This window comes from Pseudochrobactrum algeriensis (genome assembly GCF_018436245.1).
In the GTDB taxonomy this organism is placed as follows: Bacteria; Pseudomonadota; Alphaproteobacteria; order Rhizobiales; family Rhizobiaceae; genus Pseudochrobactrum; species Pseudochrobactrum saccharolyticum.
Genome location: NZ_CP075361.1, coordinates 379177 through 394963, shown reverse-complemented (window position 1 = coordinate 394963; position 15787 = coordinate 379177). Strand labels below are relative to the sequence as shown.

At 53.9% G+C, this 15787-nt stretch carries 14 protein-coding genes; 4 read left to right on the top strand and 10 right to left on the bottom strand.

Annotated features, from left to right (window positions below):
• Positions 1 to 28: 28 nt before the first annotated feature.
• The 6 genes from KHQ09_RS03910 to KHQ09_RS03885 are packed head-to-tail and all read right to left on the bottom strand — an operon-like array spanning position 29 to position 5627.
• Positions 29 to 1153: an NAD(P)/FAD-dependent oxidoreductase gene (locus KHQ09_RS03910; RefSeq protein WP_213596442.1), complete on the bottom strand. Its 1125-nt coding sequence runs from the start codon at positions 1151 to 1153 to the stop codon at positions 29 to 31.
• Positions 1150 to 2568, bottom strand: a complete 1419-nt coding sequence (locus KHQ09_RS03905; RefSeq protein WP_420801426.1) for an FAD/NAD(P)-dependent oxidoreductase — start codon at positions 2566 to 2568, stop codon at positions 1150 to 1152. Before KHQ09_RS03905 ends, KHQ09_RS03910 begins: the two co-directional genes overlap by 4 nt.
• Positions 2568 to 2894, bottom strand: a complete 327-nt coding sequence (locus KHQ09_RS03900; protein WP_213596441.1) for a (2Fe-2S)-binding protein — start codon at positions 2892 to 2894, stop codon at positions 2568 to 2570. The genes KHQ09_RS03905 and KHQ09_RS03900 overlap by 1 nt, the downstream gene beginning before the upstream one ends.
• A gap of 6 nt (positions 2895 to 2900) precedes the next feature.
• Entirely contained in the window at positions 2901 to 3695 is a 795-nt protein-coding gene (locus tag KHQ09_RS03895) for an ABC transporter permease (protein ID WP_213596440.1), read from the bottom strand.
• A 4-nt stretch (positions 3696 to 3699) separates the two neighbouring features.
• Positions 3700 to 4578: an ABC transporter permease gene (locus KHQ09_RS03890; protein WP_075654219.1), complete on the bottom strand. Its 879-nt coding sequence runs from the start codon at positions 4576 to 4578 to the stop codon at positions 3700 to 3702.
• A gap of 2 nt (positions 4579 to 4580) precedes the next feature.
• Positions 4581 to 5627 carry an ABC transporter ATP-binding protein gene (locus KHQ09_RS03885; RefSeq protein ID WP_213596439.1) on the bottom strand — a complete coding sequence of 349 codons (1047 nt, stop codon included), beginning with the start codon at positions 5625 to 5627 and terminating at the stop codon, positions 4581 to 4583.
• A gap of 245 nt (positions 5628 to 5872) precedes the next feature.
• Here KHQ09_RS03885 and KHQ09_RS03880 point away from each other — a divergent pair, with 245 nt between their 5' ends.
• Positions 5873 to 6688: an IclR family transcriptional regulator gene (locus tag KHQ09_RS03880; RefSeq protein ID WP_022710880.1), complete on the top strand. Its 816-nt coding sequence runs from the start codon at positions 5873 to 5875 to the stop codon at positions 6686 to 6688.
• Positions 6689 to 6734: 46 nt separating this feature from the next.
• Here the strand turns inward: KHQ09_RS03880 and KHQ09_RS03875 are convergent, their stop codons facing one another.
• Positions 6735 to 7643 carry a LysR family transcriptional regulator gene (locus KHQ09_RS03875; protein ID WP_213596438.1) on the bottom strand — a complete coding sequence of 303 codons (909 nt, stop codon included), beginning with the start codon at positions 7641 to 7643 and terminating at the stop codon, positions 6735 to 6737.
• Positions 7644 to 7895: 252 nt separating this feature from the next.
• Between KHQ09_RS03875 and KHQ09_RS03870 the strand changes: the two genes are divergently transcribed.
• The 3 genes from KHQ09_RS03870 (at position 7896) to KHQ09_RS03860 (ending at position 12263) form a co-directional block, all read left to right on the top strand.
• The gene (locus KHQ09_RS03870; RefSeq protein WP_225686362.1) at positions 7896 to 8690 is read left to right on the top strand and encodes a transporter substrate-binding domain-containing protein; all 795 of its coding nucleotides are present in this window, start codon (positions 7896 to 7898) and stop codon (positions 8688 to 8690) included.
• A gap of 151 nt (positions 8691 to 8841) precedes the next feature.
• The gene (locus tag KHQ09_RS03865; RefSeq protein WP_213596437.1) at positions 8842 to 10353 is read left to right on the top strand and encodes a M81 family metallopeptidase; all 1512 of its coding nucleotides are present in this window, start codon (positions 8842 to 8844) and stop codon (positions 10351 to 10353) included.
• A 146-nt stretch (positions 10354 to 10499) separates the two neighbouring features.
• On the top strand, positions 10500 to 12263 hold the full coding sequence (locus KHQ09_RS03860; protein ID WP_213596435.1) for a LysR family transcriptional regulator: 1764 nt from the start codon (positions 10500 to 10502) through the stop codon (positions 12261 to 12263).
• On the opposite strand, the gene KHQ09_RS03855 is transcribed toward KHQ09_RS03860, so the two are convergent.
• The 3 genes from KHQ09_RS03855 to KHQ09_RS03845 are packed head-to-tail and all read right to left on the bottom strand — an operon-like array spanning position 12248 to position 15750.
• Positions 12248 to 13336: an acyl-CoA dehydrogenase family protein gene (locus KHQ09_RS03855; protein ID WP_213596433.1), complete on the bottom strand. Its 1089-nt coding sequence runs from the start codon at positions 13334 to 13336 to the stop codon at positions 12248 to 12250. The genes KHQ09_RS03860 and KHQ09_RS03855 overlap by 16 nt on opposite strands.
• 11 nt (positions 13337 to 13347) lie before the next feature.
• On the bottom strand, positions 13348 to 14523 hold the full coding sequence (locus tag KHQ09_RS03850) for an acyl-CoA dehydrogenase family protein (protein WP_213596431.1): 1176 nt from the start codon (positions 14521 to 14523) through the stop codon (positions 13348 to 13350).
• A 33-nt stretch (positions 14524 to 14556) separates the two neighbouring features.
• On the bottom strand, positions 14557 to 15750 hold the full coding sequence (locus KHQ09_RS03845) for a CaiB/BaiF CoA transferase family protein (RefSeq protein ID WP_213596428.1): 1194 nt from the start codon (positions 15748 to 15750) through the stop codon (positions 14557 to 14559).
• Positions 15751 to 15787: the final 37 nt, after the last annotated feature.

Genomic DNA, 15787 nt, shown 5'->3' with positions numbered 1-15787 from the left:
GATTAAAGATTGCCTTCTCTACCCGTTCTCAGGCAGGAAGGTTATGAAAACGATCAATGCTGAAAGCCCCGATCGGTATGTTGCTTTGGCCTTGTGTTACCAGATCACACAGCACCGCCCCCACAGCTGGTGCGGTCTGAAAGCCCGCTCCGCAAAAACCAAAAGCATGAAAAAGCCCGTTCACCTTGGAACTCGCGCTGATAACCGGATTGCCATCCGGCATTTCAGCCTCAGTGCCGGACCAGAAGCGGATAACATGGGCATGTTCCAGATGCGGAAACAGCGCAATTGCCCGCTGCATAACCGATGAGGCGGCAGTCACCGAAGGTCGCGAATAGTCCGGATTATCCAGCACAATTCCGCGCCCGCCGCCCATCACATAATTACCGCGCGTCACCTGACGGCCATAGAAACTGCCGCCCTCTTCGCCCATGCTCATTGGCAGGCGATAAGGCAGCGGTTCTGTCACCACCATCGACGGATAGATTTTCTTGAGCGGAACGCTCTCACCAAACTGGCTGGCAAACTTATCCGACCATGCACCGGCCGTATTGACCAGCTGACAGCAACGGATTTCCGTGTTCTCACCGGCCTGCAGCACAAAACCACTGCCGGTACTAACGGCCTGATGCACCGGCATATGTTCCAGCACCGTGGCACCGGCAGCGCGGGCTGCACGGGCAAAAGCCGGAGAAACCAGACGCGGATTGGCATGGCCGTCATCATGGCAGAGCGATGCTCCGGCAACATCGCCGGTCAACCACGGGAAACGTGTTTTCACGGCCTTGCCGCTGATGAGTTCCAACTCCAGACCATGCGGACGCACACTGGCAGCATAGGCTTCGAGCTTGGCGAAATCTTCTTCCGTGCGTGCCAGTTTCAAATGACCGCAACGCTGATATTCACCATCAATGCCGATCAATTCCGGCAAACGAGCCCATATTGCATGAGACAATTCCGCCAGCGGCAATTGCTCAACACCGCGCCCCTGACGACGCACACCGCCATAATTGACACCGCTGGCCTGCGCGCCGCAGAAGCCCTTATCCAGCAGGATCACCGACAAACCGGCCTTGCGCATCGCCAGTGCCGCAGAACTGCCGACCAGACCGCCACCGATAATGGCTACATCCGCTTCCAGACGTCTGGTCATGATACCACCTCGTCTTCACCGGCCTGTTGCATCGCACCGAAACCAAGTGGCACTGGCTTCACCGGCGCCTGCGCACGCAGCCGCCCGATTTCAGATGCATCAATATGCAATTGCGATGACAGAAGTTCTGTGGCTGCGGCAGTACACATCCGCCCCTGACAACGCCCCATGCCAACACGGCTCAGGGCTTTCAGACGGTTGATCTCGCGGATACTGCCGCCGCTGATCGCGTTCAATGCCTCGCCCACGGTGATTTCCTCACAGCGGCACAAAGTGACCTCAGGGCTGACGGTCTCAAACCAATCACGCGGAAACGGAAAGGCCTTTTCCAGCAGGTCGCGCTCGGGGATGATCTTCTGATGAGCTTTTTGCAGAGCATTGATGCGCGCTGTATCAACAGGAAGCCCGCGCTTCTGCACCAAAGCCAAAGCGGCCATTTCACCGGAGATTTCCGCTGCATCGGCACCGGCAATACCACTGCCGTCACCGGCAAGGTAAATGCCCTGCTCGCTGCTCTGCCCCTGTGCGTCACGCACCGGCAGCCATGCTCTGTCACGGCTGTTGAACTCAAAAGCACAACCGGCGAGATCAGCCAGCTGTGTTTCAGGACGCAGCGCAAAGCCATAGGCCAGTGCATCACAAGCCAATGTTTTGACCTCGGACTTGCCCTGAATATGATAGCGGATACCTTCAACATGGGTTTTGCCGACAATGCTGTCGGGACGTGCATTATAGATGGTTTTCACACCGGCAAGACGCAACTGCATGGCATAGAACATACCAAGTGCCACAATACGCGGCGCATGGAGCGCCAGCTGCGCCAGATGCAATTTGGCTTTGAAAGGTGCCGTATCCAGCACCGCCACAACTTTGGCACCGGCTTTCATATATTGCCATGCTACCAGATAAAGCAGCGGCCCCGAGCCCATGAAAACCAGCTTGTTTCCGATGGTCACGCCCTGTGCTTTCAGTGCCGTTTGCGAGGCACCAAGCGTATAGACACCGGGTGTTGTCCAGCCGGCAAAGGGCAGAACACGATCCGTCGCGCCGGTCGCCACAATCAGTTCGGAACATTCAATCCGGCGATAGCTGCCATTGGATATAACATCGAGAAAACGTGTGTCACCGCTTGGCGAAATATTCCACACCAGCGTTTCCGGATGATAATCAATCGCCGGTCTCAGCAATTCAAATGTTTCATGCAGCGCTTTGGCTTTTGATGCTTCAGAACCATAGCGTTTGGCATAAGAACGGCCGTCATCAATCAGTGGCTGGCGATAAATCTGCCCGCCTGCCCGCAAACCTTCATCCAAAACAACAGGACGCAAACCAGCCTTGACCAGTACTTCCGCCGCGCGGATACCCGCAGGCCCCGCTCCGATAATCACCGGCTGTAAATCGGCTTTGGCCATCATCACACTCCGGTTCCCGCAGGTATGGCTGTTACAAAACGCATACCTTCCTGCAACGGCGTGGTGCAGGCACGAAGGCGCTGCCCCTCTTCCGTCATGACATAGCAATCCTGACAGGCACCGATCAGGCAGAAACCGGCACGGTTCTCACCGGTGAACTCGGTTTGGCGCACATGGCAGCTGACCGCCATAATGGCAGTCAGCACCGTATCGCCGAGGCGTCCGACCTGCGCAACACCGTTCAGTGAAAAGCCGATTGGCTTTTCATCCTGACGGTAGCGACGGTGAAACTGCCCGCCGCTATGTGAAGTTTGCGTTTGAGCACTCACTGCGGATCAGCCTTTTCCGACCAGAATACGATCCAGACCAAACAGGCGATCCAGAATGACCATCGCAACCGTCGCCACAAGGATCATCAGGGCAGAGACCGCAGCCATCATCGGATCAATCGACTCGCTGGCATACATATACATGCGCACCGGCAGTGTGACTGTTGACGGCGAGGTCACGAAGATCGACATCGTCAGCTCGTCGAAACTATTGATGAAAGCCAGCAACCAGCCGCCGCTCACACCCGGCAACAGCAATGGCAGTGTAATGCGCTTGAACACAGTCCATTCACCGGCACCCAGCGTGCGGGCAGCGTTTTCTGCATTGCGATCCATGCTGCTTAATGAGGCCAGTACCAGACGCAGCGCATAAGGCGTGATGATAATCGCGTGCGTTGCCACCAGCCAGAAGAACGAACCGCTCATGCCCATCAGCGAGAACAGACGCAGGAACGCAACGCCGAGCACCAGATGCGGAATAATCAGCGGCGACAGGAACAGCGCATTCAGTGCATCGCGCCCCACAAAATCATAACGGCTGATCGCCAGTGCTGACGGCACCGCCAGCAACGTGGAAATCGTCGCCGCAAGGAAGGCCAGTTTCAGACTGTTCCCGAAAGAGGTCATGAAATCATTATGCTTGAACACGGCTTCAAACCAGCGCAGCGACAGCCCGTTCCAAGGCATTGTCAGTGTGTTTTCCGGTGTAAAGGCAACGAGGCAGACCACCACCATCGGCGCCAGCATGAAGATGACGACAAGGCTGTGAAAAATCAGAGCAACAGGACCATTTTTCTGCATGATATTACCCCAGCTTCCGTTTGGCCTGACCTTCAATCATACGATTATAGGCAATCATGATGATGAGGTTTGCGACGAGAACAATGATGGCAATGGCAGCGCCGAGCGGCCAGTTGAGCTCGATCATGAACTCGTCATAGACAACGGTTGCAGCCATTTTCAAGCGGCGGCCACCGAGCAAGCCGGGAATAGCAAAAGAGCTTGCCGACAAGGCAAAGACAATCAGGCTTCCGGAGAGAATGCCGAGCATGGCCTGCGGAAACACGATGCGGCGCAGCGCTGTAAAGCGCGATGCACCAAGTGTCAGCGCTGCGGCTTCAACTGTCGGGTCGAGTTTTTGCAACACTGTCCAGACCGGAATAACCATGAATGGCAGCATGATATGCACCAGACCGATAACAATCGCGGTTTCTGTATAGAGCAGCTGCACCGGCTCCAGCCCGACCGTTGTCAGCGCACCATTGATAAAACCATTACGGCCAAGGATCATGCTCCAGCCGAAGGTACGTACCACAACGGAAACCAGCAGCGGGCCGATAATCACCAGCAGGAAAATCGAGCGCCAAGGGGAGCGCATATTCGAGAGAATATAGGCTTCCGGCACGCCGATCACCACGGCAATCACGGTTGTGATCAGCGCAAGACGCAAGGTACGCCAGAAAATCGACAGGTAATAATCATCCTGCAACACTTGCGTATAGTTGTGCAGGGTGAAGGTGTTTTCGATACCAGTATCGTAATTATAGCTGTTGAACGACAGAATGACTGTCAGCGCCAGCGGCAACAACACAAGACCGATGAAAAGCAAAGTCGCGGGCCCTGCCAGAAACAGCGGAGCAAAGCGGCGTTTTGCCTGAGATGGGGCGGCGGAGGTTGCGCTCATGGTCAGGCCGCTCCGCCTGCAAGCATCCGGCAATCTTCATGCTGCCAGACCAAACCAACTGTTTCGCCTTCTGCTGGTGGCGGTGTGCCAACATTTGGCAGCGACACAGACAATTGTCCGGCAGGCGTAGTAACCGTGACAAACCACTGGCTGCCCATAAAATAGCGGGTGGCAACAGTACCATCCACATGACCGGCACCGGCATTGGTCAGGTTTAGTTTTTCCGGACGGATGAACAGAGAAACCCTGTCGCCGCTCACAGCCTGTTCCGGTTTGAAGCGTATAGCGGTATTTTCAATCGCCAGCATATCCGCTTCAACTTGTGCACTCAGGAAATTGGATTTGCCGACAAAGTTGGAAATGAAATCATTCCGCGGATGCTCATAGAGCTTATATGGCATATCAACCTGCGTGATATTGCCCTTTTCCATCACCACGATGCGATCACTGATCGACAAAGCTTCCGCCTGATCGTGGGTCACCATAATGGTGGTAATGCCGACGGCACGCTGAATACGGCGCAGTTCAAACTGCATTTCTTCACGCAGCTGCGCATCAAGATTGGAAAGCGGCTCATCCAGCAACAGCACCGGCGGGTTGATCACCAGTGCACGGGCGATCGCCACACGCTGACGCTGACCGCCGGACATTTCACGCGGATAGCGGTCGGCCAATGCGGAAAGATGCACAAGAGCCAGCGTTTCTTTCACGCGCTCATCGCGCTCCGCTTTCGGCACTTTGCGCATTTCCAAACCAAAGCTGACATTCTGCGCAACAGTCATATGCGGAAACAGCGCATAGCTCTGAAACACCACGCCGAGCTGGCGCTGTGCCGGAGCTGTATAGGTAATATCGCGACCATCCAGCGTGACAGAACCGGATGATGGCGTCACCAGACCGGCGATCATCTGCAATGTCGTTGTCTTGCCGCAGCCGGAAGGGCCCAGCAGTGAGATAAACTCACCTTTTTCCACAGCCAGATCGAAATCTTTCACCGCTGTGAATTTTCCATAAATTTTGGAAACCTGTTTCAGGTTCAAAAAGCTCATGCATACCTCCCTGAGCAGTACCGGCATTTCTGCGCTGCGGGTTATCCGGCCGTTTACCGCTCTCTCAATCGGCCTATTTCATGGCTGCCTTGTAACAAGGGCATGAGGGCAGATTTCACTTAAAGCGGAATTTATCCAATAATTGACAGAAAATTTGCGAATTAGACAAATTCTATTTTCTATTCTGAAATATTTTATATAGTTTAATCCATAATACGGAATTATTTCAATTCAAGAGTCGCGCAATGAGTGAAAATACGAAATCCCCTGTGAATACGAGCCTCACAAAAGCCATCCAGATTTTAAAAGGACTGGCCGCTCATTCACGGGACGGAATGCGGCTGATTGATCTGGCACGCGAGCTGGAACTCAGCCAGCCATCCACGCATCGCCTACTGAAAAGCCTGATCAGCGAAGGACTAGTTGAGCAGATCAACGACACGAAATCCTATCGCCTCTCATTGGATTTTTTCTGTATGGCAGCGCAAACCCGCCAGCGCGATGGTATCTTGGATTTTGCCCGTCCGGCACTGCTACGTCTGTCAGCTACCTTTAACGACACTGTATTTCTGCTGGTGCGCAGCGGTTTTGATGTCGTGTGTCTCGACCGCGTGGAAGGCCCGTTTCCGATCCGCTCTTTCACAGGTGATATCGGCGGCAAAGTTCCGCTCGGTATTGGTCAGGGCAGTATTGCCATTCTGGCTTTTCTGCCGGAGGAAGAGCGCGAAGCGATTATCCGTTTTAACATGCCGCGCATTCTCGACCGCGCAGCGATTGATGAAGTTGATCTGCGCATTATGATTGACAGCGTAAGACAGACCGGCGCTGCCCATATGAATTTTGAAATGATTGAAGGCATGGCAGGACTGGGCGTGCCGGTGCTGGATCAGAACGGCACAGCCGTTGCGGCGCTGAGTATCGGTACACTGGCCTCGCGCCTGACAGAACAGCGCCAGCGCACCATCGCTGATCTTTTGAAAAAAGAAGCAGCACTGATTTCCAGCAAGCTCAATCCGTTTGATGCAACATTGCGCTATCCAAGTCAGGCGCTGTCGCGATAAATCATTCACCGCTGTATCCTTGTCAGATGCAGCGGTACTACCGGCCTCAGCCGGGTAATTCTGGTGCGTCCTGTTGCTTTCGCCGTAACGCAACCTCTCTGAGCAACCAGTCGAGGAAGTCTTTTGTCACCGGCTTTGACCGAAACAAGTCCTCCTGACATACAAACTGGTAAGTCTCCTGAGGTTCAAAGCAATGTTCCGAGACCAGAAACATATGGCCGGATTTAAGCTCCTGCTCAACCAGCGCCTGATCGATCAGCGCCACACCCTGCCCCTCTTTTACTGCCTCCAGAATAATATGCTGATCATCAAAAATCAGATCCTGCTGGCTGTGACCCAGCATCAGACCGGATGTGGCAATCCAGCTCTGCCATTCCGATACGGAGCGGTAATGCAGACGGTTGCTGCATAAAAGTTCCGTTGCACTCTTATATTGATTACGGATGGACGTCCCGCAAACCGGTACCAGCCTTTCACGCAGCAATTGTTTTGAGAATTTTCCGGCCACACCGCCCAGACGATAATCAATCACAATATCCGGCTGGCCGGATGCGGGCACATTGGTATCAAGATGGGACAGATGCAGCTGCAGACCCGGATGCTGCGCCAAAAATTCAGAAATGCGCGGCGCAATGATTTTCATCGAAAAGAACGGCCCCACTTTAACACGCAACACCTTCTGCGCCGTGCGCGGGCTGATATGGCGGATTGTTCCGGCCAGATCATCAAAGGCACGCTGACAGGATGTGAACAGCAGACTGCCCTCCTGTGTCAGCTCCACGCCGTGTTGTCTGCGGATAAACACCCGCAAACCCAGATAGTCCTCCAACAGGCGGATCTGATGGCTGACCGCGCCCTGCCCGACGCATAATTCATCCGCTGCTGCCGTGAGACTGCCGCAGCGCGCAGCGGCCTCAAAAGCCCGCAATGATTTCAACCCGGGTAAATCACGCATCTTTCATCCTGTCCGGAATTTTTCAGATATGAATTATTTCGATATTTTAAATCAATTTTTTCACATTGCATACAGATTTTAAATCCATCATGCTGGCAATTGAAAAAACAATAAAAATTCAATTAAATTATTAATATCAATGTTTTAATTGATATTAAATTAGTTTCACACGGCGAATGGAAGCGCCAAGAACAAGCCTTTATTCTAAAATCAGACATTAGAAGAATGAAGGGCAACATCGGGGAATCTTTAATGAAATCAGCATTCATATCAGCGGTAAGCCTGATCGCTCTGGGCATTATGACCGCTCAGGCTCCGGCGGCAGAAAAACTGCGCATCGGCACAGAAGGTGACTACAAGCCGTTCAATTATGTAACCGGCAGCGGCGAAATCAAAGGTTTTGACTATGATATCGGGCAAGCCGTCTGCGCTGAAATGAAAGTTGAGTGCGAATGGAGCACGCATGAATGGTCGGGGATTATTCCTGCCCTGCAATCCGGCAAATTTGACGTGATGATCGCCTCAATGGCCGTCAATGAAGAGCGCAAAAAGCAGGTTACTTTCAGCAATCCGTATTATTTCAATGCCATGCATTTCATTGCCCGCAAGGATCTCGGCATTCAGGAAATCTCCAAAGAAGCCCTGAAAGGCAAGGTCATCGGCACCCAGTCCGGCTCGGTTGCGGTCGATACGCTCAAAGACTATTTCCCTGACAATGAAGTGAAACTCTATCCTTCGCTCAGCGAGGTATTCCTCGATATGGACAGCGGTCGTCTCGACATGGTTCTGGAAAGTCAGATGGCACTGAGCGACTGGCTGGCGCAGGACAGCGGCAATTGCTGTGAATTTGCCGGCAAGCCTTTCATTCTGGATGCGGCACAGGGCAATGCGATGGCCGTGCGTAAAGACAGCGGTGATCTGGCAGAGCGCCTCAACACCGCGCTTGCAGCCATCATCAAAAACGGCACTTACGACAAGATCCGCCAGCAATATTTTGACTTCGACATTATGGTTCGTCCGGTCAATGCCAGCGCCTATCTGAAGTAAATCTGCACCCTCAGATCATTTCTTCCCCCGTAGCCTGCAAACAGCGTTCCGTTCACAGGCTCATGCTTTCTGCCCCGCTTACAGCAAAAGCAGGCGGGGCAGAAAGCCTTTCGCTTGCAATATCAATACCGCATAAATGAAAGATGCCCCTATGAGCTTCAAAGTCGCCGTTCTTGAACTCAATCAGGAAACCAATACTTTTTCCAAGCTGAAGACCACTTTGAAGGACTTCCATCTCTGCCATTATTTTAAAGGTCAGGAGATCGAAACCCACTGTCGCGGCACCAATTCCGAGATCGGCGGCTTTATCGAATGTTGCGAAGCCTATGGCTGGGAACCGGTTTATACCGTTGCCGCACGTGCCGAACCGGGTGGCTTGGTTGAAAAGTCCATGATCGAGCATTTTCAACGTGATGTGGCTGAAACGCTTGTGGGACACAAACCGGACGGCGTATTCATTGTTTTCCACGGCGCCATGTGCACGGAAAGCGCGGATGATGCCCAGATCGAATTGCTGCAATTTATCCGTGGGATTGTCGGCAATGATATACCGGTTGCCGGTACATTCGACCTGCATGCCAATAGCGCGCCGGAAATGAGTGCGCTGCTGGATATTGCTGTGTCTTTCCGCACCTATCCGCATGTGGATATGGCTGAATGTGGCCGTAAGGCAGGTAAACTGCTTGAAGAAGCAATGCGCGGTCAGATCAGCCCTGCGATTGCCGTGCGTCAGCCGCCAATGCTCAATGGCTGTAATGACGGCCGTACTACTCATGCCTGCGCGATGACCGAAATTCTGGAAGTTGCCGATCAAATTGCAGCGCAGAACGGCATTCTTGCCACCTCCATTAATGCGGGGTTCTATGATGCCGATGTGTTCAACACAGGATCATCTGCTGTCATCTGCTATGACCGCAACAAAATAACGGAAGCACAGGCTGTCAGCCATGCCGAGCAACTGTGTCAGGAAATCTGGAGCCGTCGCGAGGATGAGGATAACCGCTTGCAGGCACCGGAAATGCCCGAGGCAATCCGTGCGCATTTTGCCGGCAACACCAAGCAAGGCCCGCTGGTAATCGCCGATTTCTCCGACAATCCGGGTTGCGGCGCCTATAGTGATGCTACAACCGTGCTGAAGGGCTTATTGGAAACCAATGTCGGGCGTGCGGCTTTTGGTGCTTTCTGTGACCCGCAGGCCGTTGCAGAACTGGCATCGGCAGGTATTGGTGCGCAATGCACTGTCAGCCTTGGCGGTAAAGTTGACCCGAAAATCGGTGGTGGTGCAATTACGCTGACCGGCGAAGTTATTGCCATTTCAGACGGCAATATCACTTTTGAGGGGCCGATGTTTCAGGGACTGCCTGCCTCACTTGGTAAAAGCGTCTGTTTCCGCGTCGGCAATACCGACATGCTGATCTCATCAGAACGGCAGCAAATGCTGGATAAAAACCTGTTCCGCAGCGTCGGCATTGAGCCTGCTGATTATGATATTGTTGTCGTGAAATCCCAGCAGCATTTCCGCGCAGCTTTCGGGCCGATTGCCTCAGCGATTATCGAAGTGGATGCGGATGGACTGAGCACAGCCAATCTCGGCGCTCGCGATTATAAAAAGCTGCGTCGCCCGATCTATCCGCTGAATACAGAAACAACATTCAGCGTCTGACCAGTAAATCACATAACAACAAAACCGGCTCTGCATTGCATCGCCGGTTTTGTTTTGTCTGCTTCAATCCTGTTTTTAAGCTGGTCATTTGCATTGAGGAACAGTTATAGAAAACTGTCCTTTAAAAACATAAAGCTGCACAGACCATGGAACTTCGCTCCCTCGCCTATTTTGTTCTGGCCTGCCAGTATTATAATCATGCAGAAGCGGCGAAAGCCGAGCAGATTTCGCCCTCCACTCTCAGCACCGCAATTTCTGCGCTTGAGACGGAGTTAGGGCTGGAGCTTTTTGTGCGCGGTCCAAAGGGACTTGTACCGAGTGAAGCAGGCCGCTGGTTGTTTCAGCAGGCAACTGCGACCTTGCAGGCAGTAGAAACCGCGTTCTCCGGCAAGGCCATTTCAACTGCGTTGAAAGTCAGCTCACCGCTGCATTTCATGTTCGGCAAATTATCCCGCGCGGCAACGGCAGCCGTGCGCCCGTTCCGGCTTTCCCATCCTGAATATTATGCACAAGTGCATTTTCGCTCGCCATTGATCAGCGCCTTCAACACCAGTAAACCTGAGAATACAGATATTCTGATGGGCTATGCCTCGCAAAATGGCAGCGAGCAGGAACAATTTCTGTTTGATGATGAATGGATTGCCGTTGCGGGCGGGTTGATACCCGATGAGGATCAGGCGCCGCTCAGCCCCGAAGATTTGCGCAATTACAGTCTTTGGCTACCGCCACTCTTACCAGCTGAAGAAGCGCGTATCCGCGCCTATTGCTGCCAGCATGATCTGCCTGCGCCGGAGATGACGTCGGAAGATGTGGGGATTTTCACCCGTCTCAAGCAAGCCAAGCAGCCGGTACTTCTGCTGGCACCGCATAGCCTGCTTGCCAGCGGTATCAGCCGCAATGATCTTGCGGTGCTGCAATTGCAAAACCCGTTGCATAGTCCGGTTACTGCAAAAATCACCACCAAAGATGAAAAGCTGACTATCGTCGCACAGGATTTCATCACACTGGTGCGTGAAGAACTGAGCAGACAGACTGTAACGCTCTATAATCCGCCGGTTTCCCTGCGCGATATTCAGAGTATTCTGACGCTCTATCATTGCCGCAATATGAGCGAGGCCGCCCGCAGGCTCAATCAGACCCAACCTGCTTTGTCTGCACAATTACGCAAGACAGAGCAGCTGATGGGCACAGCTCTGTTTGCCCGCCACTATAAAGGCCTGCACCCGCTGCCGACTGCGGTACATAAAGCGCCTTTGCTGCAAAGCGTGCTCAATCTGGCCGATGCGATCCGTCAGGGCGCGCAACAAATTGCAGTCATGGACGAGCCGGTGATTTCTTTCGGCCTCAGCCCGATGGTCTTGCTCAGCCAGTCAAGCGCCACAGCGATCAGCAATGCGATGCGTGAATGGCAGCGGCTTTGTCCGTATGTTCTGCTGAAAGTAAGTGAAGCACCGGCGCATATTTTGCAAGAACGGCTAAAGCAGGGAGAGTGCTCTATTGCTCTGCTCGATAGCACAATGCACCCTGAAAATTCTGCATTCTTAACTGATCTGGGGCCGCTGCAATATATTTCCGATATTGATGCAGAGGACGCACCGCTGGCTTTGCCTGCTACCGGTGACAGTATCCGCAACGCGTTGATGCAAATGCCGGAAGCGACCGAGTATCAACCGGCACTGGAAACCCAGTCCCTGCAATTATGCCTTACACTCGCGGGTAACGGCTATAGCACAATTATCCCTGCGGCTCTGGCAGACAATATCAGTTCCGCCAAGCCGTTGTTACAGCACATTCTGCCGGATGCGCCGCATTTTTATCTGACTGCGGGCACCAGCGGCACCCGCAATCTCAATGAGCCGGAGCATATTCTGCTCGCGTGTTTGCGTAAGGCGTTTCAGGCAGCCAACTGACGATAGGCTGCCATATAGGCTTCTGCCTGACCGAAACTATGTTCATTCACCAGCAGACGCTTGACCAGCGGGGAAATCGCGCATTCTTCAGTCATGCCGATACCGCCGTGAAGCTGAACAGCCTCCTGCGCGATATGGCGGGCTGACCACAATGTCTGCACCCATGCGGCAAGGGTCAGTGCGCGGGCATCTTCCGCACCATTATCCTGCGCTTCCGCTGCAGCTTCGACCAAGGCTTTTGCCTCATCCAGCGCCACTGACATATCCACGAGGCGAAACTGAATGGTCTGGAAAGAGCCAAGCGCTTTGCCGAATTGCTTGCGCATCCGCATATAATCCAGCGTCTGCCGGTAAAGATTATCCATCGCGCCAAGACTGTCTGCGGCAACGGCAATCAGAATATCTGCGGCGCAAGCCTCCATGCGCTGCTGTGCATCAGCGCCGGAGAGCAGCACCTGAATATCCGCCGGTGCAATATCTGCCGTAATTTCACTCATCATCCGGCCATCAATCATTGATAATTGACGGAACTGCGCCTTTTCCGCAGAGACCAGACACAGGGCAACGCCACCATCCTGTTGCACCAGACACAACAGCTTTTCCGGCTCCCGCACACCCAAGACCTGTTGCTTGTTGAGCGCCAGACCATTGCCGGTCAGTTCCGGCAGGTTAGCAGACTTGATGCCCTGCGCAGAGGTCGCCAAATGACCGGCAATGCCTATGCGCAACTCACCGGTGAGAAAACCTTCCAGCAATGGCGCAACATCCGGATTGCTCTTCTGCGCTTCACATAACAGACTTGCTGCGAGTGCTGCACCGCAAGCAAAATCTACCGGCAAGGCAACACTTCCCAGAGCCTGCGCCACAGCTGCCAGACCTTCTGCGCCCAGTTCCGCACCGCCTGATGCTTCCGGCAGTGCAAGACCAATCAGCCCCATTTCCGCAATCTGCGGCCACAGACCAAGGTCAGACTGTGGCAAACCGTTTTCCGGTGTGTGATCGGCAGCAAAGCGGGTCACAAAATCCGTCAGCATCCGCAATTCGTCTGCTTTTTCTTCACGTGTTTTCTGCATATCCGCTCTCCTCACCTTAAACCCAGAACCTGTTTGGCAAGGATCATGCGCTGAATTTCATTTGATCCACCCCAGATCGTCAGCTTGCGCAAGTTGAGCCACGCAGCAGCGGCACCGGCAGCGGCCGGATTTTCCGCATCCGCCTCCCCCTCAAGGAATGCCTCGCTGTAAGGCAGCACCTGCGAACCCCAAATATCCAGTCGTAATTGCGCCAATGCCTGTGCAATTTCTGTACCGCGGATTTTCAGCTTTGAGGCTTCGGGACCCGGATTTTCACCCGCTTCACTCTGCGACAGGAGTTTCAGTTCCATATGCTCCAGCGCCAGACGTTGAATTTCAATCCGCGTCATACGATCCTGCAACAGCGGATCATTCGCTACACCAAGGCGTGCAGCATCTTCTTTCAATTCACCGAGAATACGCTTGGAACGCGCAGCACCGGACATGGAAAAACGCTCATATTCGAGCAGATATTTGCCATAGCCCCAGCCTTCGCCCTCAGTACCGATCAGGTTTTCAACCGGTACACGCACATCATTGAAAAACACCTCGTTAAACTCGGCTTCTCCATCCAGTGTTCGGATCGGGCGAACCGTAATACCGGGGGTGCGCATATCAATCAGCAGAAAGGAAATGCCCTGCTGCGGACGTTCGCCTTTATGCGTGCGTACCAGACAGAAAATCCAGTCTGCCCATTGCGCCCATGTCGTCCAGATTTTCTGACCATTGACCACATAATGATCACCATCCCGCACAGCGGAAGTTGTCAGCGAAGCCAGATCAGACCCTGCCCCCGGTTCGGAATAGCCCTGACACCAGAATGTCCGGTTCTCGCGAATGTCCGGCAGAAAGCGCGCCCGCTGTTCATCATTACCAAAGGAGTGGATAACAGGCCCCGCCATAGCAATGCCAAACTGACACGGATGCGGTGCACAGATCGCACCATATTCCTGCTCAAACAAATAGCGTTGCACTGGTGTCAGACCGGCACCGCCCATCTCTTTGCTCCAGCCGATTGCATACCAGTTGCGTGCCGCCAGCACTTCCTGCCAGCCGGTCAGGTCTTCCTTAGTCAGGCGAATATTGTGCCGCACCTTATAGGCCAATGCTTCCGGCAGATTGGCACGCAAATAAGCGCGTGCATCCGCTGCGAATGCGCGGTCGGCATCCGTAATCTGTAGTCCCATTCTTGTACTCCGTCCCTTAAATCACAAGGATAATCAGACAATACCGGCGCTTGTCAGCGCACTGATCTGTGCCTCATCCATATTCAGAAATTCCCGCAAAATATCCGCACCGTCAGCACCCAGCTCCGGTGCCTGCCGGATGTCACCGCGCGGCAAGCCGTCGAAATGCACCGGCTGCTCCGGCACCAGAAGCTTGCCCAATTGCGGATGTTCAACTTCATGCAACAATTGACGATGCTGCGCATGGGCGCTTTGTGCGGCCTCATCCACCGCCCAGATTTCTGACACCGGCAAACCGGCTTTGCCAAGCTTCTCCACCACTTCGGCAGCAGTATAGTGCCGTGACCAGTCTTCGATCTCGGCCTGCAGAGCATCACGGTTCTGACTGCGCAACTGATCGGAAGCAAAGCGCGGATCTTCCGCCAGATGTGGTTTTCCCAGCGCCTCTGCGAGACGGGCGAACAAAGCCTTATTGGCCACGGCAAGAATGAAAGGCGAATCCGATGCAGCAAAAGCACCAAAAGGCGCGGAGAGCGGATGCTGGTTACCAAAGCGTGCAGGCCGGTTACCGCTGCCTTGCCATCCGGCGAGCACAGTCGGTAGCAGGCTGAACAGCGCATCAAACATAGCCACATCAATCCGTGCGCCCTGTCCGGTGACCGAGCGACGGTAAAGCGCGGCAGAAATCGCCTGCGCCGCATAAATACCGGAAACAATATCACCGATGGAGTCGCCAACCAATGTCGGGGCACCCGATACCTCGCCGGTCACGCTCATCATGCCGGACAGCGCCTGCGCTACCACATCATAACTCGGCATAGCGGCCATCGGCCCTTGCTGGCCAAAGCCGGAGACGGAGCAATAGACCAGATCAGGCTTCAGCGCCTGCAACTGTTCTGCGCCAATGCCTAAGCGGTCAGCCACACCTGGGCGGAAATTTTCCAGCACCACATCGGCCTTCAACGCCAGCTCCTGTGCAATCTTCACCGCTTCCGGCTGGCGCAGGTCGAGCTTCAGACTACGCTTATTGCGGTTAAACAGCTGAAAATTGATACTCTGATTGTTACGCACCGCGCCCATATAGCGCTGATCGTCGCCCTGCGGCGGCTCGACCTTAATGATCTCCGCGCCCTGATCCGCCAGAATGGCCGAGCAAAACGGCCCTGCCAAAACGCGGGAAAAATCCAGCACCGTAATACCCGCAAAAGGCTTCTGCTGCTTCACCATTCCAATTCCTCCATACCGGAGACAAGAATAAGAAACC